19 protein-coding genes are annotated in these 20,055 nt (G+C 61.3%); 8 read left to right on the top strand and 11 right to left on the bottom strand.

The window, feature by feature from the left end:
• Positions 1–21: 21 nt before the first annotated feature.
• Complete coding sequence (locus QRN54_RS02070; RefSeq protein ID WP_285181507.1) at positions 22–1,980, bottom strand: glycoside hydrolase family 71 protein; 1,959 nt, start codon at positions 1,978–1,980, stop codon at positions 22–24.
• A gap of 44 nt (positions 1,981–2,024) precedes the next feature.
• On the opposite strand from QRN54_RS02070, the gene QRN54_RS02065 reads away from it, so the two are divergent.
• From QRN54_RS02065 to QRN54_RS02055, 3 genes are read left to right on the top strand one after another with little or no spacing between them, the layout of a single operon-like run.
• Positions 2,025–2,981 carry a daunorubicin resistance protein DrrA family ABC transporter ATP-binding protein gene (locus QRN54_RS02065; RefSeq protein ID WP_003945489.1) on the top strand — a complete coding sequence of 319 codons (957 nt, stop codon included), beginning with the start codon at positions 2,025–2,027 and terminating at the stop codon, positions 2,979–2,981.
• Complete coding sequence (locus QRN54_RS02060; protein WP_003945537.1) at positions 2,978–3,778, top strand: ABC transporter permease; 801 nt, start codon at positions 2,978–2,980, stop codon at positions 3,776–3,778. Before QRN54_RS02065 ends, QRN54_RS02060 begins: the two co-directional genes overlap by 4 nt.
• Before the next feature lie 30 nt (positions 3,779–3,808).
• Positions 3,809–4,438 carry a TetR/AcrR family transcriptional regulator gene (locus tag QRN54_RS02055; protein ID WP_007734052.1) on the top strand — a complete coding sequence of 210 codons (630 nt, stop codon included), beginning with the start codon at positions 3,809–3,811 and terminating at the stop codon, positions 4,436–4,438.
• Here the strand turns inward: QRN54_RS02055 and QRN54_RS02050 are convergent.
• Positions 4,429–5,223 carry a putative protein N(5)-glutamine methyltransferase gene (locus QRN54_RS02050; RefSeq protein ID WP_042920512.1) on the bottom strand — a complete coding sequence of 265 codons (795 nt, stop codon included), beginning with the start codon at positions 5,221–5,223 and terminating at the stop codon, positions 4,429–4,431. The genes QRN54_RS02055 and QRN54_RS02050 overlap by 10 nt on opposite strands.
• Positions 5,224–5,432: 209 nt before the next feature.
• Here QRN54_RS02050 and QRN54_RS02045 point away from each other — a divergent pair, with 209 nt between their 5' ends.
• Complete coding sequence (locus QRN54_RS02045) at positions 5,433–6,593, top strand: lipase family protein (RefSeq protein ID WP_003945755.1); 1,161 nt, start codon at positions 5,433–5,435, stop codon at positions 6,591–6,593.
• A 10-nt stretch (positions 6,594–6,603) separates the two neighbouring features.
• On the opposite strand, the gene QRN54_RS02040 is transcribed toward QRN54_RS02045, so the two are convergent.
• Positions 6,604–7,170: a TetR/AcrR family transcriptional regulator gene (locus QRN54_RS02040; protein WP_054831897.1), complete on the bottom strand. Its 567-nt coding sequence runs from the start codon at positions 7,168–7,170 to the stop codon at positions 6,604–6,606.
• A gap of 127 nt (positions 7,171–7,297) precedes the next feature.
• On the opposite strand from QRN54_RS02040, the gene zapE reads away from it, so the two are divergent.
• A complete protein-coding gene (gene zapE, locus QRN54_RS02035; RefSeq protein ID WP_285181506.1) occupies positions 7,298–8,245 on the top strand; it encodes a cell division protein ZapE in 948 nt (315 codons plus the stop codon).
• A gap of 9 nt (positions 8,246–8,254) precedes the next feature.
• Here the strand turns inward: zapE and QRN54_RS02030 are convergent, their stop codons facing one another.
• Positions 8,255–9,004 carry a helix-turn-helix transcriptional regulator gene (locus tag QRN54_RS02030; protein ID WP_065456243.1) on the bottom strand — a complete coding sequence of 250 codons (750 nt, stop codon included), beginning with the start codon at positions 9,002–9,004 and terminating at the stop codon, positions 8,255–8,257.
• On the opposite strand from QRN54_RS02030, the gene QRN54_RS02025 reads away from it, so the two are divergent.
• Together QRN54_RS02025 and QRN54_RS02020 are read left to right on the top strand one after the other, a co-directional pair.
• Positions 8,979–9,824 (top strand): ABC transporter ATP-binding protein, encoded by an 846-nt coding sequence (locus tag QRN54_RS02025; protein WP_019746872.1) that lies wholly within the window; start codon positions 8,979–8,981, stop codon positions 9,822–9,824. The genes QRN54_RS02030 and QRN54_RS02025 overlap by 26 nt on opposite strands.
• Complete coding sequence (locus QRN54_RS02020; RefSeq protein ID WP_217018360.1) at positions 9,821–11,128, top strand: FtsX-like permease family protein; 1,308 nt, start codon at positions 9,821–9,823, stop codon at positions 11,126–11,128. The genes QRN54_RS02025 and QRN54_RS02020 overlap by 4 nt, the downstream gene beginning before the upstream one ends.
• An 18-nt stretch (positions 11,129–11,146) precedes the next feature.
• Here QRN54_RS02020 and QRN54_RS02015 read toward each other — a convergent pair whose 3' ends face one another.
• The 4 genes from QRN54_RS02015 to QRN54_RS02000 all read right to left on the bottom strand — a co-directional run bounded on the left by QRN54_RS02015 (position 11,147) and on the right by QRN54_RS02000 (position 14,684).
• Positions 11,147–11,995, bottom strand: coding sequence for a sterol desaturase family protein (locus tag QRN54_RS02015; RefSeq protein ID WP_285181505.1), 849 nt, complete (start codon positions 11,993–11,995; stop codon positions 11,147–11,149).
• Between the two features lie 82 nt (positions 11,996–12,077).
• Positions 12,078–12,887: a PE-PPE domain-containing protein gene (locus tag QRN54_RS02010; RefSeq protein ID WP_228401879.1), complete on the bottom strand. Its 810-nt coding sequence runs from the start codon at positions 12,885–12,887 to the stop codon at positions 12,078–12,080.
• Between the two features lie 188 nt (positions 12,888–13,075).
• Entirely contained in the window at positions 13,076–14,263 is a 1,188-nt protein-coding gene (locus QRN54_RS02005; protein WP_050794088.1) for a serine hydrolase domain-containing protein, read from the bottom strand.
• Between the two features lie 133 nt (positions 14,264–14,396).
• A complete protein-coding gene (locus QRN54_RS02000; RefSeq protein WP_003945791.1) occupies positions 14,397–14,684 on the bottom strand; it encodes a MerR family transcriptional regulator in 288 nt (95 codons plus the stop codon).
• 484 nt (positions 14,685–15,168) lie between these two features.
• Here QRN54_RS02000 and QRN54_RS01995 point away from each other — a divergent pair, with 484 nt between their 5' ends.
• Positions 15,169–15,405, top strand: a complete 237-nt coding sequence (locus tag QRN54_RS01995) for a hypothetical protein (protein WP_007734072.1) — start codon at positions 15,169–15,171, stop codon at positions 15,403–15,405.
• A gap of 135 nt (positions 15,406–15,540) precedes the next feature.
• Here QRN54_RS01995 and QRN54_RS01990 read toward each other — a convergent pair whose 3' ends face one another.
• The 3 genes from QRN54_RS01990 to kstD all read right to left on the bottom strand — a co-directional run bounded on the left by QRN54_RS01990 (position 15,541) and on the right by kstD (position 19,960).
• Positions 15,541–17,304, bottom strand: coding sequence for a cholesterol oxidase substrate-binding domain-containing protein (locus QRN54_RS01990; RefSeq protein ID WP_007734073.1), 1,764 nt, complete (start codon positions 17,302–17,304; stop codon positions 15,541–15,543).
• Positions 17,305–17,388: 84 nt separating this feature from the next.
• Positions 17,389–18,246, bottom strand: coding sequence for an enoyl-CoA hydratase ChsH3 (gene chsH3, locus QRN54_RS01985; protein ID WP_042449393.1), 858 nt, complete (start codon positions 18,244–18,246; stop codon positions 17,389–17,391).
• Positions 18,236–19,960, bottom strand: coding sequence for a 3-oxosteroid 1-dehydrogenase (kstD, locus tag QRN54_RS01980; protein WP_007734077.1), 1,725 nt, complete (start codon positions 19,958–19,960; stop codon positions 18,236–18,238). Before kstD ends, chsH3 begins: the two co-directional genes overlap by 11 nt.
• Positions 19,961–20,055: the final 95 nt, after the last annotated feature.

The following is a 20,055-nucleotide window of genomic DNA, read 5'->3' as shown; positions in this document are numbered from 1 at the left end:
CTCACCCGATCTTCGTCACCGTTATCTCCGACTGGAATCGACCAGGTACTCGAGATTCTGGTTGTACGGTGTGGCCGTCACCGCCGCGTGCGAACTCACCCGAGACACCTCGGTAGTGCCGCGAACGACAGAGGCCTTGATGGAACCTACTTTCAACGGGGCGATGCAGCTGCTCATCCCGGCCGGGGCATTGCAGGTGGTAATCGTGGTTCCCACCGTCACTTTGACGACTGCGGGAGCGGTCAAGAAGGTGAGAACCTCGACGGTATCGCGAGCGGGGGATGACCATTGGCGCAGTGTCATAGGGGCAGCAGAGCGATTGACGGGGACCGCGGAGACCGACTGATTGCGATAGACGAGATACGCGGTGTCGCGAACAATCGCGGGTGAGGCGCCGGAGCGGAAGCTGTACAGCCCGTAGGAACTCATGTCGAGTAACGCGCGCCCATGACCGGCGCTGGGTGCGAACGACGTTCCCTCGCTGTAGTCGTTCCAAGTGACGAGCTGTACCCATTCACTGTTGGACGCAATCGCAATCTGCCACATGTTCTGCAGATTCTGTGAATTCTGTGCCTCGTCGTAGATCGACTGACTCGGACGAACATCTTGGAAGGCGACTGGCTGCATCCATATCTTTCCCAAGGAGTGAGCGGCAGCAGCAAGCCCCATCGGAGAGTTCGGGTTCGATCCCGAGAGCGGATTTCCTGCCGGATTTCGGTTACCCCAATTCGACATCCCGTAGCTGATCGATGCAAAAGAATTCCGGTTAGCTGCTGCGTCGAGGAAAACCGGAACAAATGCCACATTTATTCCGTAAGAATTTTTCATAATAGTGATGAACTCCGACCACCAGCCCGCAGTCTTGTTTTCGGCAAGAAATGGCGAGATCACTAGTCGTCCGTCGCTCAATTTGAATGATGATGCCATGGTCGAATACGGTTTCATCTCTGCTGCCATTTGAACTGCGGTCATGTTTTTGAACGCGCCGTTCATATCAGGCATGAGCATGATCTTGAAATTCGGATCGACTGCTGCGGCTGCTTTGATCAGGGCTGTGGGCACGGTGGAACCCCACCAACTGGTGTCGGTTGCCTTGGCGATGATGTCGACGGAGAATCCGTCGATGCCCGCGGCGATTGCCGAACGAACTTCGTATTCGAGGTCGCGTTGGCGCCACTGCGTATCGGCGATGGGTTGCCGCGGTGTCGGCCGATCGCGGAGGAATCCTCCGTAGCGAACGTGTTTGTTGTTCTCGCCGTTGACCGTAAGATATTGTGTCGCATAGTAATCGCCAGACGGATTCGCATTGTCGATCGAAACCGGATAGGGCGGGAAGTAGTGAGCGAAAACCAACTTTCCGTTCAGTGCCGACTTGGGTGGAATGTCGAAGGGCAGCGCTGCAGATTCAGGATTCGCCGAGAACGAGGCCGGCGTGTACGTCGGCGCGGAGCGCGGTTGTGTGTTGTACGCGGCGATCAGTGCGGCCGCGACAATCACGGCCAGGGTAAAGCAGATGGTCTCGAAGGAATATTTCGCCGTTTTTCGGATCCACGGAGTTCGGATGTATCGAGTTCTGATACTCATGGCACAGTCAGCCTTTCTCGATCCCCCGAAGTGTGAGTCTTCCCCGCGTGCACTGAATCGGTGATTCAATTCTTTTCGGCCTCTGTCTGATTTGTAATTCGAGATTCGACACCATAAGTCAACCGTCACCGGCCCGAGTGTCACTTGCTGTACGAGTGTAACGCTGCCGCGTTCATCATGAATACCTGAAAGCGGTCTTTGTTCAAGAATTTCGGGTTTTTCTTTCCGGTATATATCCGTCGAAAGGTCGGTGAAATTTATCGGCTGTATTGGACAGGACTGGGACGTGTGGTCTGTTCCGTACCTCGTGGCCGAAAGGCACCGGCGAAACCAGGGAGGTGATTGCAGCCGGGCAACTGACGAAATTTCCTGGAATGTGTCGGCCTCCTGGGTCACACTGGGGAACGGACTACCGACGGATTACCGATGCGGGAGGGCTCATGACCGAAGCGATTGTGGCCGAGGGGCTGGTCAAGAAGTACGGCGACGTCACGGCATTGGACGGCATCGACCTGGAAGTGCGCGAGGGTTCGGTGATGGCTCTGTTGGGCCCCAACGGCGCCGGAAAAACCACTGCGGTAAGGATATTCACGACGCTGCTCATTCCGGACGGTGGACGCGCCAAGGTTGCCGGGCTGGACGTGGTCGAGGATGCGCGGGCGTTGCGGTCCAAGATCGGTGCTTCGGGTCAGTACGCCGCGGTCGACGAGTACCTGACGGGCTATGAGAACTTGGACATGGTCGGGAGGCTGTATCACCTCGGCGCCCGAAGCAGTAAGGCCCGAGCGCGTGAATTGCTCGAGCAGTTCGATCTCGTCGAGGCTGGAGATCGGCCGGTCAAGGGCTATTCCGGCGGAATGCGGCGACGTCTCGATCTCGCCGGCGCATTGGTTGCTCGGCCGCAGGTGTTGTTTCTCGACGAGCCGACCACCGGCCTCGATCCTCGGGCGCGACTCGGTCTCTGGGACGTCATCGAAGGGTTGGTGGCTCAGGGGACCACGCTGTTGCTCACGACGCAATACATGGAGGAAGCCGAGAGGTTGGCCGACCAGATCGCCGTCATCGACCGCGGCTCGGTCATCGCGCGCGGTACTGCAGACCAGTTGAAGGCGCGGGTCGGGGGTGAGCGCATTGAACTGAGTGTGCACGAGGTCGAGCATCTCGACATCGTCCGCGAGGAATTGCGCTCGCTTGCCGTGGGGGACATTCAGGTTCAAGAGAATGTCCGTCGCGTCACCGTTCCTGTCGACGACGGCACCGACGCGTTGGTCGCGGCGCTGAATCTTCTGTCGGCACGAGGTATCCGCGTATTCGACGTCGGCCTGCGCAGACCCACTCTCGACGATGTCTTCCTCACACTGACCGGGCACCAGGCTGAACTGGAGGATCAGAAATGACCGTGCAGATGGCGCTCGAAGACGGTTTGACCATCGCCAGGCGAAACTTGATCAAGATCAAGCGCGTTCCGGATCTGCTGGTGTTCACCACTTTGTCGCCGATCATGTTCGTGCTCTTGTTCGCGTATGTGTTCGGCAGTGCGATCTCCGTCCCGGGCACGTCGTATCGAGAATTCCTGATCGCCGGAATCTTCACGCAGACGGTCATATTCGGTGCTACCTGGACTGGTTTGGGGATGGTCGAAGACATTCAGAAAGGAATCATCGACAGATTTCGATCGCTGCCCATGGCTCCGTCTGCCGTGCTGACAGGCCGAACATCGAGTGACGTGTTGATCAACGTCATCAGTTTGGTGGTCATGTCGTTGACCGGTCTTCTGGTCGGGTGGCGGATTCACTCCAGTTTCCTCGAAGCGGTGGCGGGTTATGCGCTGCTTCTGTTCTTCGCGTACGCGTTGTCGTGGGTCATGGCTGTTGTCGGGCTTTGGATCCGGACACCGGAGGTATTCAACAACGCGAGCTTCATCGTCATCTTTCCGCTGTCGTTCATCGCGAACACTTTTGTCGAGACCACCAATCTTCCCGGCCCGCTCAAAGTGATCGCCGAATGGAATCCGGTGTCGGCGGTTACCCAGGCGGTGCGTGAATTGTTCGGCAATACCAATCCTGCGATGACGGTTCCGGATGCGTGGCCATTGCAGAATCCGGTCATCGCGTCGTTGTTGTGGACTTTCGGTTTGCTGATCGTCTTCGTGCCGTTCGCTATTCGTCGGTATCAGAAGGCAGTCAGCCGCTGACCTGGTGATTCCGGCCGGTAGGGTGGATATGTGCCGGAGCCCGAACGCATCGACAAACGCAGCCTGAGATACGCCGGGCGACGTGAGGAGTTGCTCGACGCGCTGACCCGCTACGTCATCGACAACGGTGTCGGGGAATTGACGGTGAGGCAGCTCGCCAAGGCCGTGGGTGTGTCGCATGCGTCGTTGCTCAACCATTTCGAGAGCAAGGAGAATCTGCTCTCCGAGGTCATCGAGAACATGCGTGGTGAGTCCATTCCGATTGCGGTGCCGATGAAACCGGGGGTCGATCCGGCGACAGTGCTGACTGCGTGGTGGACCGAACGTACGACGCCGGAGGTCCTGCCGCGGTTCCGGGTGATGGTCGAGATCTACGCCCTCGCGCTCGGCGACCGCGACCGCTACGGACGGTTCCTGGACCGTTTTGTGGGCGATTGGATCGAGGCACTGGAAGCCGGTCTACGACAAGCGGGTTGCCCCGAGGACGATGTTGCCTCTGTCGCTACTCTGTTGCTCTCGCAAATGCGGGGTCTGTCGATGGATCTTCTGGCCACCGGGGACCGGGCCCGCGTCGATCGCGCGTTCGGGCTTTTTGTCGACGGCTTTGCCGCCCGCGCTCGGGAGTGGTCCACGCCAGGATCCGATCGCCTTCAACGCTGACCGATCACCACGGTCGACGCGGTCTCGCTGTAGGTTGCCACCCGAGTGAGAAACCCTCCCCGAGTGAATGTTTCAACAGTCATTTCGACCTGCTCCGTACTCGTCTCGACGAGAAGACAGCCACCCGGTCGTAGCCACGGCGCGGCGTCCGCGATGATGCGACGCTGCAGGTCCAGTCCGTCGGTACCGCCGTCCAACGAGACCAGCGGTTCGTGAAGACGGGCTTCGGGCGGCATCAGCCTGATCGATTCGGTGGGGACGTAAGGTGCATTGGCGACGACGACATCCACGCGACCGAGTAATTTCGTCGGCAGTGGTTCGAATAAATCGCCTTCGAGTACACGCTCGGGCGGTGTGATGTTTCGGCGAGCGCACCGCACTGCGGCCGGTTCCACGTCTACCGCGTACAAATCGACGGCGTCGAGCGTCGACTGCAGGACAGCACCGACAGCTCCTGAGCCGCAACACATGTCGACGACGACGCTTCCTGGGGTGACAAGTGAGCAGGCCTGCCAGGCGAGGAACTCGGTGCGCCGGCGTGGGACGAAGACTCCGGAGTCGATGTGAATGCGCAAGCCGCAGAACTCGGCCCATCCGAGGACGGGCTCGAGTGGTTCGCCGGCAACTCGTCGGTCGACCATCGCGTCGAGTTCATCGCGAGAGCGTGCGGTGTGAAGAAGTAGGCGAGCCTCGTCTTCGGCGAAGACGCAACCTGCTGCTCGGAGGATCGCGGCCACCGACTTCTGCTGCGAAGCAGGGAAGGTCGGGAGATCAGGTGCTGACATGAGAGAGCCTTTCGGCCTCCTGATCTCGCGGGGGACCTGCACGTATCGAACACCGCCACCCTACCCGAGCAGGCGTGTCACGACGGTCGATGCGGAGCGGAAATTTAGGTTGACCAAATGGTAAGGCTGTTCTATGGTCTGAACTCGATCAGCTGATGTGGGGCCGATCACCACATATGCACCCTCATCGCAATCGGTAGGAGAAGTACGTGAGTAAGCGACTGTGTAGGACGCTCGTCGGACTGAGTGCGAGTGCGTTGGTGGCGTTGACAGTTGCGGCGCCGGCCGGAGCGGAACCGAACGATGCTCCGGGTGCTGTCGTGAGTCAGGAGTTGCTCGGTCCCGACCGGGTGATCCCGGGTGCCGTGAGCGCAACGAAGGTAACGTACTGGTCGACGGGCCCGAAGGATGCGCCGATGACGAGTACCGGTGTGGTGTATCGCCCAGAGGGAGCTCCGCCCGAGGGTGGTTGGCCGGTCATCTCCTACGCGCACGGGACGGTGGGTGTCGCGGATCAGTGTGCGCCGAGCAGCAGTGTTCCACTCGAACGGACCGCGACGCATCTGGGTCACTGGCTGGAGCAGGGATACGCGGTCGTGACCACCGACTACGTGGGGCTCGGAACACCCGGTGTTCACCCGTATCTCGACGGGCGTTCCGCTGCACACAGCGTTGTGGATATGGTGCGTGCCGCTCGTGCGGTCGACGACGACCTGTCGAGCGCATGGGTTGCGATGGGGCAGTCGCAGGGTGGGCAGGCGACTATGTTCACCGCTTCGCTTGCCACTGATTACGCGCCGGAGCTGGACTACCGCGGCGCTGTCGCCACTGGTGTCCCCTCGAACATCGAGAATCTTCTACCGCTCGGTGGTCCGGCTTTCCCGGCGCTACCGCTCAAAGGTACGACGGTCTACATCGCGAACGTTCTTGACGGACTGCGTGCTTCGCGGCCGGATATCGACATCGACTCGTATCTGACCCCGCTCGGCAAGACCATCCTCGACGACGTCGAGAACAACATGTGCTACACCGAGGCGCGCACGAAGTACGGAACCGTCACACTCGGGCAGGTGCTGACGAAGTCGCTGGACAATCCAGTATTCATGGAGGCTGCGCGTGACTTGCTCACTGTGCCGACCGCAGGATACGACCGCCCGTTCTTCATCGGTCAGGGGTTGTCGGACATCGATGTTCCGGCACCGCTGACACTGAAGTTCGCGGCCGACCTTACTGCCAACGGTGTCGACTTTGCATTCCATACCTATCCCACTGATCATCTGGGAACCGTTCCGGCTTCGGTTCCAGACAGCACCCCGTTTGTCGCGGCACTGTTCTCTGGTCAACGACCCTGCACCGGAAGCCTCTGCTGACCAACATCTTTCAGGTGGCACCAACTCCGCGCAGATAGATGTCGATCGGGATCCGAAGTTGCCGAACGGTTTCGGAGGAGCGGGGATCTCGGCTACGCGCTCCGAGGCAGTAGTCGAAGATCAAGCCCTCCAGAAGGCTCAGAAAATTTGCGGCGGCGACGTCAGGATCGTCAACGCCAACGATGTCGAAGACAGGCCTTGCCTTCTCCCGTGAAAACAGGCTGTCTTCGAGGAGTTGGTGCAGTGCCGAATCTCGGGGAGTTTCCAGGAGTAGTGCATATCTCGCGATCAATTCGTGTCTGCGGTGCGAAAGAAGATCATCGAGATACTCGGCCGTCAGGGCAGCAGGATCGCTGGGCCTCTCGCGGAGTTCGTCGAATATCGAACGTGACCGGTGCACGATGTGCAATGCGGTTGCTTCGAGTAGTGCCTCGCGAGTGCGGAAATAGTACGACGTCGAACCGGCAGGAAGTTCCAGGGACTGATCAACCGCCCGATGGGTGAGTGCACGCGGGCCCTGCTCGGCGATGATCGTGACGGCGGATGCCGCGATGAGGGCTCTGCGATCGGGCTTCATGCCGTTCCTTGCTGTCGATGTTGCATGCTGCCGGAGTTGAATGTTGCTGATGGTGCGTCGTGAGGGTCACATTGACTCGATTTGCCTTCGATCACTAGCCTCGACTCTACAGACGTAGAGGAGTCTTATGCTACTGGACAAAGAGCAGTTGGCGGCACGCGAAGCCCTCGACGCACTGCAGGCCCGGATCTCGGGCGGTGAGGTCGGGGGTGGGATCTATCTCTGGGGTAGCGTCGGCCGCGGGAAGACGATGCTCATGGACGAGTTCTACGACAGGCTCCCGGTCGGCAAGCGGCGCATTCACTTTCATCGGTTCTTTGCAGATCTGCACTCTCGGGCGCATGAACTCGGCTCGATGGGCGTGGCACTGGATCACGTCGTCGATGGAATCCGTGTGCTCTGTTTCGACGAGTTCCACCTCGACGACGTCGCCGACGCCATGTTCATGGCAAGGGTTCTCGACACAATCGTCGCGAAAGGCGTGACTGTTGTCGTCACGTCCAATGTTCCGCCGACCGATCTTCTTCCCAATCCGCTTTTTCACGAGCAGTTCGTTCCGTCGATCGAGTTGATGGAGCGGACTCTCGAGGTGATCGAGTTGGGTGGCTCCGTCGACTATCGGACGGTGGGACAGCCAGGTGCCGGGGACTACCGATTTGCGACAGGGGAATTCCTCGTCGGCTCGGGAATTACGCGGCCTTCGGGCGAAAGTGTCGAATTGACGATAGGCACACGCACATTGGAGTGCTCGGCGATTCGAGACGGTGTCGTCTGGTTCGACTTCGAGGTGCTGTGCACTGGTTCGACCTCGGCTGCCGATTACCTCACGCTCGCCGCCCGCTTCGACGACTGGGTGATCTTCGGAGTGCCGGTGCTCGCCGAGGCGTCGGAATTTGCCCTTCGCCGTTTCGCGAATGTCGTCGATGTTCTCTATGACGTCGATGCGCGGCTGACGATCTACGCCGACGCTTACGTCGAAGAAGTGGCAGGCAGCCTCCGGGACGTGCCGGGGTTGGCGCGCCTCTACAGTCGTCTGTCGCTACTGGCGAGGTCGGCGGTGGGCAGCATCAGTTGAGGAGCAGCGTCAATTCCAGGTGAGATCGCCGGTCGCGGCGCTGGGCGTGAGTCCGAACATGCTGTGGCAGATCCGGTTGAGATGGGCGCTGTCGGTGAAACCGGCCTCGTGTGCACTGGTTGTCAGGCTTGCGCCACCGCTCATCACTTCCATGGCGCGTCGTAGCCGCAACCAACGAATGTAGGTCGAAAAACTCATCTGCAGTTGATCGTTGAAGATTCTTCCCAATCGGCCGGGCGAGATGGAGACCAGCGCGGCGGTGTCCGTCACCGTTATCGGCCCCGAAAGTCGCTCGGGCAGTATCGTCAGAGCATGCTCGAGTGCAGGGTGAAGAGCGCGTACGTTCGACGGCTGCTTGCTTTCGGACAGTGAATCGATCAGCCTCGCTGCGTATTCCAGATCCGAATCAGCGCCACGGTCCGTCATCGCTACTGCGGTCCGCCCACGGTCCGACCAGTCGGCCACACCACCGTGCTCGGATACAGGCGGCCTGATGCGCCGGCCCATTCCCGTGGTGGAGTCCACGTAAATCGCTCGTCCCCGCGCGCCCTCGGAGGCGGACAACGCGTGGACCGCCCCGGATGGAATGACCACGGACCGCACGACTTCACTGTGGCCGTCCCCGTCCGTGACCGTGACGTCCCCGTCGTCGATGATCATGATCTGAACAGCGGCGTGCGAATGCATGTGCGCGGATCCCACTGCGCCGGTGAACATGAGAATTCCGGGCTGCATGTGGACGGCGCCGGACCAGGTCATGTCGGAAATCATAGTGACGACCCTGACAGAGCTCGGGGTCCGGTCATCCTCCGGTAGGACCGAGCTCAGTCCGAAGATCGTGCGCTGGGCCGATGTGTTCGCGAAGGGTTCACGAGAAGGTGGAATCATGAACAACGCACAAGCACCCGCAGTCCTGTCGGTCCACGCGCTGGGCAAGTCGTACGGCGACGTTCCGGTGCTCCGAGGTGTATCGCTGGAAGTGCGCGCCGGTACTGCCACGGCCATCATGGGTCCTTCAGGATCGGGGAAGTCGACACTGCTGCATTGCATGTCAGGAATCGTCAAGCCCGACTCGGGAGCAATCCTGCTGAGCGGCAGGCATATCGAGAACCTCGGTGAGAACGACCGCAGCCGGCTCCGACGGGAGTCGTACGGGTTCGTTTTTCAATCGGGCCAACTGTTACCGGAGCTTCCGGCGATCGAGAACGTCGCTTTGCCCTTGGTGCTCAACGGGTTGTCCATCGCCGAAGCCAAGCGGACGGCGCACGGCTTCTTCGCGCCATTGGGACTGGACGGTCTGCAGGACCGTCGCCCGGGTCAGATGTCGGGTGGTCAGTCGCAACGTGTGGCGATTGCGCGAGCGTTGGTGACCAAACCCGCCGTTCTCTTCGCAGACGAGCCGACCGGTGCACTCGACGCGCAGACGAGTTGGGAAGTGATGAGGGTGTTGCGTGATTCGGCTCAACAGATCGGTTCTGCGTTGGTCGTCGTCACTCACGATGCCGAAGTCGCTCGGTGGTGTGATCGCACGATGATGATGCAGGCCGGTTCGCTCGTCGGGACACAGGTGGCGGCATGAAGGCCACAGCGCGCGTTGCATTGATGACGGTGCGAGGTGAAGGCCGAAAGGCCTTGAGTACCTTCGCGCTCCCAGTGTCCGCATTTGCCGCCTCGACGACGTTGTTGCTGACGGTGCTCGGCGGCTACGGTGCATTTGCGGGCAGATCGAGCGAACCCGAAGCCGAGGCGTACCTAGCGCTCGCAGGGGTTGCTTCGGTGTTGATGATCGTTCCAGCCGTCACTCTCGGCCTGGCGGCGGCCCGCTTGGGCGCGCGCCGTCGCGACGAACGACTTGCCTCGCTGCGACTCATCGGATCCACCCCTCGCCAGATCGTTGCGCTGTGCGCTGCGGAATCGGGTATCCAGGGCTTGGCCGGTGCGTTGATCGGTGTGGTGGGATACCTCCTCGCGTTGCCGCTCTTAGCTCTCTTGAGATTTCAAGGTCGGACATTCGAGTGGAGTGAGCTTTGGTTAGGCGCACTTCCGCTGGTGGGCATCGTATTCGGAATGACCATCCTGGCTGCTTTGACGTCGATGCTCGGGATGCGCCAGGTGTTCGTGAGCCCGTTGGGCGTCACGGCGGGCAATCCCAGCGCCGCACCGAAGATGATCGTCGCGGTGGCTGGGGTGGGGGTTCTTGTGGGATGGAGTGCATTCGGGGGCTCCGCGGCAAGCATCGCGGCAATCCTGGTGGGCCTTGGTCTCTGCTTCGGCGTTGTTGCGTTGGTCGGTCCGTTCGTCATTTCGCTGCTTGGACGGATCATGCTCAAATGCGCCAAAGACGGTGCTTCGCTGATTGCGGCGCGTCGGGTCTTGGACAATCCGAAGGCTGTGTGGCGCACGGTCAGCGGTGTGACGATGGCCAGCTTTGTTGCCGCAGGCACATCTCTCCTCGCCGCGATCGGCAACGGGGAGGGACAGGATTTGCAGCCAGGGCAGGAGTTCCTGTTCGCGGACATGAGAACCGGGGTGTTGTTCACTCTCGGAGCAACATTCACGTTGGCGGCCATCTCGTCTGCGCTCACCCAGGTATCCGGGATCCTCGACAACCGTGAGCTGTATCGGAGTCTGACTTTGGCCGGCACACCTGTCGAGGTGATGGACAGCGCCCGCATGAGGCACGTTCGCACTCCCGTGGTGGTGATGGCACTGGCCGGTGCCGGCGCTGCACTGCTGTTCCTCTTCCCACTGGCAGGGGCAGCCGTATTGACCACTCCGATGGCGCTGGTTCAGTTGGGCGTCACCCTGGCTGTGGGGATCGCGTTGGTGTTGGCCAGTGCGTTTGCAGCCAAGCCCGTCATGCGACGGGTACTCGCGGGCTGAATCTCCGCCCCTCGTCCGTCAGTTCTGTCTCCGGAACGGTTCGGCCAACTGGCCGAGGTAGTCGTCCGGGTAGTCGGGCTTGGCCGCCATTCCGAGATCGTCACTGCTGAAGCGCTTTTCCGGATCGAAAGAATAAGTGCGGAACATGTGATCCCAGATCAGAGTGAACAAACCGAAATTGACGTCACCGATTCCCGCCCACTTCAGGTGATGGAATCGGTGGCCGGCGTTGAGGGCGAGTATCGGACGCAGGGGGCCGATGCGGTAGTCGGCATTCGAATGCTGAAGCAGGAGTTGGACAGCGACACAAACCGCGAGCGCCGAGGCAACTGGAACGGGCATCCCGAGGAGGATCAGTGGCAGGACGCCACCGGCGGTTTCGAAAGTCTGATGCACGGGGTGCTTCATCAGTCCGTTCATACCGTAGAACCGTTCGAGGCTGTGATGAACCGCGTGGAAACGCCACAACCATCCAACCTTGTGGCTGATCAAATGCACCACGGTGATGCCGAAATCGGCAACCAACACTGCGAAGACGACCTGAAGGACAAACGGAAGACCGCTCGGCCACAGCCCGTCGAACGGAATCACCGCGGCCATCAACGGGATTACCGCGACGCTGACCAAGATGAGGGATTCGTTGACAAACGCATGGACAGCGTCGCGAAACCTGTCCGGTCCCGGGGCATTCCACGAAGATTCGTAGGGAAGCGCCCGTTCGGCCGCGAAAGAGCAGGCCACTGCGAAGAGAATCAATGCCACCAGTGACCATTTCGGCGCGCCGGATGCCGCGAGCGCGATTGCGGCTCCGTTGATTCCCAAGAGCATGAACGGGACGTACCCGTATCTGACGATGAAGGTGAGCATGTGATCGATGGTGCTTGATAGCGGTTGCTCTCGACTTGTACGAATCGGTCGACTTTCAGTCAGCCGAACAAGCGGTGTCGCGTTACTTCGTCAGCACGGTGGCGAGTGCAGCGCTCAGATACGGAGTGATGTTCTCGACGACCCGTGTCACGATCGCAGTGGCGACGTCAGCCGGTTGCAGTGGCACCGACGGTGTCTGCGGCAGCGCCGGGGGAGCAGGCGGAGCGGGCTCGGACATCATCGGCGTGTAGGTGTTGTGCTTCGTGAAGTAGCCGAAGACCGAATCCACGAACACCTCGGGCGCATCACGCGGCTTGGGCATGTTGCAGATGCCGTCACCCTCGATGCAGACTTCCTGCACTGCGATGTCTCCGAATCCGCCGCGTGCTCCGGACATCGTCGCTCCCGGAACGACATTGGGCACTACGGTTTCGATGCCCCCGGCCGAGTTGCGAGGGTCGGCGTAGAGGACGCCTTCGACTTGCGATTGGGGAATGGATCCGTCACGTGCGATGTCACCGAGAACGTCGCCGGCAATCCGTGCTCCCTGTGAGTATCCGGTGACGACGATCTCGCTGCCCGGGCACTGAGCGTGGAAAGCGTTGACTTCGGTGCGAAGCGTCTGGGCGCCGGCGGCAACGCTCTGGTCGTACGTCTGTTCGCCGAGCGGCCAGAAGCTGGCGGGGTAGGTCACCGGCTTGGAGGCGTAACCCTGGGCGACGTAGCGGTCGGTGACGGGTTGCGTCGTTTGTCCCGTCGGATCCCACGTTCCGCCGACCGCGAATACCGCACCGGCCGGGCACGACCCACCGTCATACGGGTCCGCTCCGGCAGGTACCGACATCACAAGAGTCACCCCCGCTGTGACTGCAACCGTGCATGCCACTGACATCGCGTATTTCCTCATCGGGCCTGTCCCCATCTATCTACGTTCTCGTTCACTGGCGAGACAACCCGCGGTCCGACGCGTTTCGTTCGGTACTGAAGAGAATGGTGATGGGGCGATAAGTCCTGGAGGTAATCCGTGCGTAAACAGGAAGTTGCCGACCGGCGCTGTTTACGACCAGCGTGTGTGGGGCGTCACGGCGTCGGTACCTGCGGCGGGTGATCCGGCTCGAGGAGGGTTCCGATCTCCTTCCCCATCGACACGGCGTTGTTGAGGTCCGCGTTGGTTGTCGGCCCGAGTGTGGCGTAGACGACGATCGTCGTCTTCGAATCGGGGTAGTAGAGCGCGAGACCGTTGTAACCGCCGTACGACGGGTTCATCACCAGCCAGCCGTCGAGGTGCCCGGTCCCGAAGGAAAAGAACTTGTCCGCCGTCATACTTCCCAAGCCCGCAGTCGTCGGCGCCATCTGCTGCTCGAAAGCCTTGTCGGAGAGTAACTCTCCCGTTCCCAGCGCGCGCACCCACTTTCCGACGTCGGCGACAGGCGCGTTCATGTTTCCGCTGTGCAGGAACGCCGTCGGATTCCAGAAAGTGGAGTCTTCGAATACTCCACGTTCATTGGTGTAACCGTGCAGGATCGGTTCGTCCATCTGCGACGTGAGTACAACGCTGCTGTGATCCATCCCGAGTGGATCGAAGACGCGCTGCTGAAGTAGTTCGCCCAGCGGTTTTCCAGTCGCTTTCTCCATGACGTCGCCGAGCAGCGTCAGGTCGCTGTGCGCGTACGCCCAACTGGTGCCGGGTTCGAACAACGGCGGGCGGGAGTTGGCAAGATCCAGGATCTCTCGAGAAGTCCAGCCCTTCATCGGGTTGTCCGTGAAGAGTTTGAGGAACTGTGGATCGGTCACGTAGTCGGAGATGCCCGACGTGCTGTTGGCCAGCATTCGCGGAGTGATGGTGTCTGCGCGTGGAAAGTTCGGTTCCCACTTCGCGATCGGTTGATCGAGGGGAAGCGTTCCCTCTTCGTCGAGTTGCAGCAGGACTGTCGAGAGCATCGGTTCCATCGGTTGGCCGACGCGCAACTGCATGTCGGTTGTCGCCGGAACTCCGACAGGGGACTCTCCGACGGCGCCGAGAGCAACTTCGTCGTCGCCTCGCCACACCCCGAACACAGCGGCACTGAGGCCCAAGTCGGCCACTTGGCGGCGGACGATGTCCGTGATCTCGGTGGATTCCCGACTGCTCGAGGTGCTGGGAGAGGCGCTGCCCGTGTTTGTTGCGGAGTCATCGTCGGAACTGCACGCAGCGGTTGCAATGGCAACGGTCAAGGCGATCGACAGAGCAGACAGCCGCACCCGAGCGCGGTGGTGGGAGGAAGTCATGCCTGCGATCCCTTCGATGTGGAAATCGAGCAACCGACGCCGAGCAATGTCCCAATTGGCCGAATTTACCGCAGTTGGAAGGAGGAGGGGTCAGATCGACCGTATAGGCGCAACTGCTGTTCCAGTGCAGTCCTCATTCGGGTGCCGCGTCCGGTTCCTCTCGCAGGTCCTGCGCTTGCTGAAGCTCGGCGTTGATGCGACGGGCTTCGGTGAGTTGGTCTTCGAGGATGATGATGCGGCAAGCCGCGTCGAGCGCCGTGCCGTTGGCTACGAGTTCGTGCGCGCGGGCTGCGATGCGCAGCTGGTAGCGGGAGTAGCGGCGATGTCCGCCCTCAGAGCGTTGCGGGGTAAGTAGTTTCGCGGCATCGAGGCTACGAAGGAAAGCTTGCCTGACACCGAGGATCTCGGCCGCATGTCCCATGCTGTACGCAGGATAGTTCTCGTCGTCGAATCTGCCGGAGGGGTCCCCCGGTGGTGTATCTGCCGGAATGGCTCGCTTCTTTCGCTGAACGGACGGGGCCCCCGGCGCGAGGAGCGCCGGGGGCCGGATGGGGTTGAACTTACTTACATAACTGCATTCTTTCGAACTTCCGGACTCGCACAAGACATCCGGTAGCCGCTTTGAAGGGGGGTGCCGGGTCCGACTACACACTCACACACGAATTCGGCCCCGGCACGTCCCTGCCCTGCGGTACTGCTTGCGGGTAGTTCATCTCTCCCGCATCTCTTGACTCGTTCCTTGCTACGAGAAAAAAGATACAACAGCCTCGCGAGAATGTCTACCCTGACCGCTGTAGATATTTTGTTGCGAACATTCTAGGTGTTGATATTCAGGAACGGCCTGGTCGCCGGGGGTGAGAGCGCTCAATGTGAGTCATAGGAGATGGATCTGGGACAATGCTCCGATGCGAAATACCCCGAAGTCCGAGTCGTTGTTGCGCGCCCGCGCGGAGAGGGAAGAGCGCACCGGCTCCTCCGAGCATCCAGCTGGTGGCGCGCCGAACCCCGGAGAGGACTCGTCGTCGTCCGAGCCGGGGGCACGCAGCGACAGCGCCACGATTCGGTCGGCTCGGTCCGAGCTCTCAACTCACGCCAGGGCAGTGGAAAGTATGCACGAGGCGATCCATCCTGATCGCGATTGAGGCAGCTGCCTCGTCGGGATGCGGGGGACTCCTTCATCCCGCTCACTGCAACGCACGACGGCCGCCGCACTCCCGAAAGTAAGGGGAGTGGCGACGACCGTCGAGTTGTCAGAGTGTGCGCTCAGTACTTGAACCTCAAGGCAGCAACTGGTCCAGGAAGGTGTTGCTGAAGACCTTGTGCGGATCCAACGCGTTGAATGCGGCGTTGGCGGTGTCCCAGTTGTCGCTCGATGGGACGCCGTCGCGGTAGGTCTGGGGGAGGCCCTGGGTGATGATCGGGGTGTCGGTGTACGGCTTGTCGGGGCCGAACGCCCAGCCCTTGGACCACTCGGGGCGGAAGGTGGCGTCGTTGTTGTTGTAGTGATTACGCATCCACTGTTCCATTTCGCGGTAGAACGCGAACATGCCGGGGGTTCCGGGGACGCCGAGGACGTTGAGCCAGATGGCGGTGTCCCATTCCGGATGGTCGGGGCGCGGGCGCATGGCCGAGATGGTGGGGGCGCCTGCCGAGTCGACCTCGACATCCGACGGTTGATCGAGGCCGCAGCAACGGATTTCGACGGGGCCGTTGAGGGGGAACTGTCCGATGGAGCGGTAGTACTCCATGCGACCGTTGAACCACTGGGTGAAGTCGTGGATGACCTGGCCGATGTTGGCGCGCGAGGTGATGACGGCTCCGCCGCCCTCGGTCAGACGAAGGGTGGTGGCCCGGATGTAGAACTGGACGTCCTTGGACCATCCCCACAGGTCGTTGGAGAACGTCGCGGCGAGTCCGGCAACGGTGGTGGCGTACATGATCTGCCCGAATGCCGGTGCGATGCCCGGGTTTCCGGAGTTGATCTGGCCGATCATGTCGGTGACCGGCTCCGGGAGGTTGTCGGAGAAGATGTAGTTGTACGGTCCGGTCACCTCACGCGAGAACGGCGGCTTGGTGGGGGCAAGTGACCACACCTTCATCCACGGGCGTTCGGTGAAGGGGTACCAGATTGCTTCTGCGCGACCGTTTTCGCGGACGAACTTCTCGAAGGTGCGTCCGGACGCTCCGCGGGCGCCGAAGAGTTCCTGCCAACCGATGTCGGTGTGGCTGACGCAGCGCATGCGGTAATTGGGGGCGGCCTGCAAGGTGACGGAGGTGAGGAAGGTGCGTCCGAGGTGAGTCAGCAGCGGCTTGATCGCCGCGTCGCTACGTGCATACGTCTTCAGCGCGTACTCGCTGCCGTTCCAGACCACTGCGGTCAGGGACGTGACGAGGTTGGAGAGTGAGCCGAAAGTCTGTCCGGGAACGTGTGCTTCGCCTTCGGCGGGGAGCGCTGCGCCGTGAGCGTCGACGGCGAGGCAGCCGGCAATGGTCAACACACCCGGCGCCGGCAGGTTCGCGAACCCGAGGCCCTGTGCCTGCAGTGCGGTCGTGATGGCGTCGAGGGTCGCGCCGGGTCCTGCGGTGACGGTGGCTGGGCTGCCACCGGCGTTGACGGAGACTCCGGTGAGGTGGACCGTGGTGTCGGCGAGGATGACCTTGTCGACCGGCGCACCGTTGACGATGGTCAGCGGCGTCCAGCCGTGCATGGCACCGCGGGGACGAATGGTGTAGCCGTTGGCATGGCCCCAGTTCGCGAGGCGGACTACGTCTTCGGGTGTCTTGGGCGAACAGGTCCAGATCGCGTCGAGCATGATCTCCTTGGACCAGTTCTGATATGCCTGCTGGTACAGCGCGATGCCTTCGGGGAAGGCAGGCGGCGGCGTGAGGGTGGAGACAGGACCACCCGCGGAGCCGGAAGAGCCGGCGGGGACGGCGTAGGCCGGCGTCCAGCCGGCGAATGCGGTCGCTGCCACGGCGCCGGCTCCAGCGGCCATGAAACCTCGTCGGGACAGTCGGAACTTTTCGTCTTGTGCCGTCATCTTCGGGCTACTCCATCGGGTTCGAGAACTACGGTGAGTTCTAACAGGTGGGTATCAGACAGGTTGGTATCAGACAGGTTGGTATCAGACAAGAGTGAGAACTACGTCAGCCAGGGCAGGAGCTTCGCGCTCCAGTACAGAAGCTGAGATCAGGAGTCGCCCATTGTCTTTCCAGATCTGGATACTCAAGTTCTCGCCGGGAAATACGACCCCGGCAAAGCGGGCCCGAAATCCGGCTACCCGACTGCTGTCGCCGTCGAGCATGGTATCCACTGCGGTCTTGCAGACCATTCCGTAAGTACACAGTCCATGCAGGATAGGCGCTGGAAAGCCTGCCGCGGAGGCGAATTGCGGATCCGAGTGCAACGGATTCCGATCACCACACATCCGGTACAGCAAAGCCTGCTGTGGAAGCACAGGCGTCACCACTGTCTCATCTGCTTCGCGATCCGGAAGCGTAATCGACTCCGACGGACCACGTTCACCCCCGAAACCACCCTCGCCGCGGGCGAAAATGGACGAGCGAGCTGTCCACAGCGGGTTGCCCTCGGCGTCGACCGTGACGGATTCCTGCACGATCACCGCGGCCTTGCCCTTGTCCCAGATCTCGGCGATTCGAGTTGTGGTGCGGCCACTTCCACTTGCCGGGATCGGCTGATGGACAGTCACTTCCTGGCTTCCGTGCACCACCTTCGCCAGATCGATTTCGACGCCGGGGAACGACACCTTCGGTGCTTCGGTGGCGTGGAAGTTGGCGGCGACGGTGGCAAAGGTGGGTAGTACCTGAGGCTTTTCGTCGTCGAGGTATCGAAGCTCGTTCGGATCGAGCGGACGAGCACCTGCCCCCAGTGCCAAGTGGTAGTGCTGCACGTCCGACGGGGTCCACGAGAACTCTTGTGGCGCAAGCTCGGCGCCGAGTGCGATCTTCGGATCAATTGGCATGGTCGACCGCCGTCTTTTCAGCTGCAGGTGCTTCGGTTGTCTCGGCCTTCTTCGCACGCTCGACGATGTCGAGTACGGCCAAGTAACCGAAAGTCATTGCGGGACCGATGGTCGCGCCTGGTCCGGCGTAGGTGTGGCCCATGACCGGAGCGCTCGCGTTGCCAGCCGCGTAGAGGCCGTCGATGACGCTTCCGTCTTCGCGTAGTGCTCGGCCGTTGACGTCGGTGCAGATACCACCCTTGGTGCCGAGGTCACCCGGAACCATCTTGATGGCGTAGAACGGAGCCTTGCTGATTTCGGCGAGGCTGGGGTTCTTCAGTCGGGGATCGCCGTAGTACGCGTCGTAACCACTGTCACCGCGTCCGAAGTCCTCGTCCTTGCCGTTGCGCGCGAAGCCGTTGAACCGATCGACGGTTTCGGTCAGCGATGCGACGGGAAGCCCTGTCTTCTCTGCCAATTCGGCGATGGTTCCCGCCTTGACCACGATGCCGGCCTTGAGCCAGCGGCCGGGGAAGGGGGAGCGGGGAGTGATACCGGCAAACGTGTAGCGGTTGCGGTAGCGCTGATCGAGAATCATCCACGTCGGGATGTTCTCGCCGGGGCCCTCGCCCTGACCGTACTCACCGCCGTACATCGCATGGGTCGCCTCGACGTACGGAGCAGCCTCGTTGCCGAAGCGCTTGCCCGACATGTTGACCATCATGCAGCCCGGGAGGGTGCGCTCGGAGAGAGCGAACCACGGTCCGCCGGTCAGCGGAATGGACGGGCCCCACCAGGCGTCGTCCATGAAATCGACTGCAGCGCCCACTTCTTGGCCTGCGCGGATACCGTCGCCGGTGTTTGCCTTCGCGCCGACGGTCCATTCGGTGCCGATAGGTGCGCGCTGGTACTTCTCACGCATTTCCTTGTTGTGCTCGAATCCGCCGGATCCCAACACGACTCCGTGGCGAGCGCGGATGACCTGCTCCTCGCCGTCGACGATGACGTTGACGCCGCGAACTGCGCCGTCTTCGGTGTACAGGGAGGTCAGCGGGGTGTTCAGCAGGATGGGTACTCCGGCGGACTGAAGTCCGAGTCGAATACCGGCGACCAGTGCCTGGCCGCGAACCAGCAGATCCTTCTTGGTGGCCTTCGCTGCGAGGAATCGCATGCCGACCTTCATGGCGCGCAGGGGTCCGCGAGGATTGCGCATCAGCAGGTTGAGCCACTTGTAGTCGGCCTGGGTGATGACGAAGTTCTTGGGGGCCTTGACGTAGTCGGGCTCGAGGTTCTTGCGGTCGGCGCCCAACTTGTTGCCGTCGAACGGGGTGGGCTCGACACTGCGGCCACCGAGGCGTCCGCCGGGTGCTTCCGGGTAGTAGTCGGAGTAGCCGGGAACCCACTGCAGCTCGAGCGGGCTGTTCTTCAACACGAACGAGAGCATCTCGGGACCGCGCTCGAGATAGGTGTCGATGCGTTCGGGAGCGACAACGTCGCCGATGATGCTGTGCAGGTAGGAACGTGCGGCCTCCGGTGTATCGGTGACACCGTCCGCTTGAAGTGCCTCGTTGTTGGGGATCCAGACCCCACCACCGGAACGGGCGGTCGATCCGCCGTAGTGGGCGGCTTTCTCCACGATGACCACACTCAAGCCCTGGTGGGCTGCGGTCAAGGCCGCTGTCATACCTGCGGCACCACTGCCGACGACGACGATGTCGTATTCCTGCTTGCTCATGTAGAACACGTTATAGAATGATGGGGGTGTCAGTCCATGCTTTCTGCCAGGAAGTATTTCCGGACGTTGTCATTGATAACGAAACACGTTGCAGT

Source organism: Rhodococcus sp. MEB032 (assembly GCF_030208925.1).
Lineage (GTDB): Bacteria > Actinomycetota > Actinomycetes > Mycobacteriales > Mycobacteriaceae > Rhodococcus_F > Rhodococcus_F qingshengii.
Note: the sequence above shows the minus strand (reverse complement) of the source record. Positions and strands in the feature narration are given on the sequence as shown.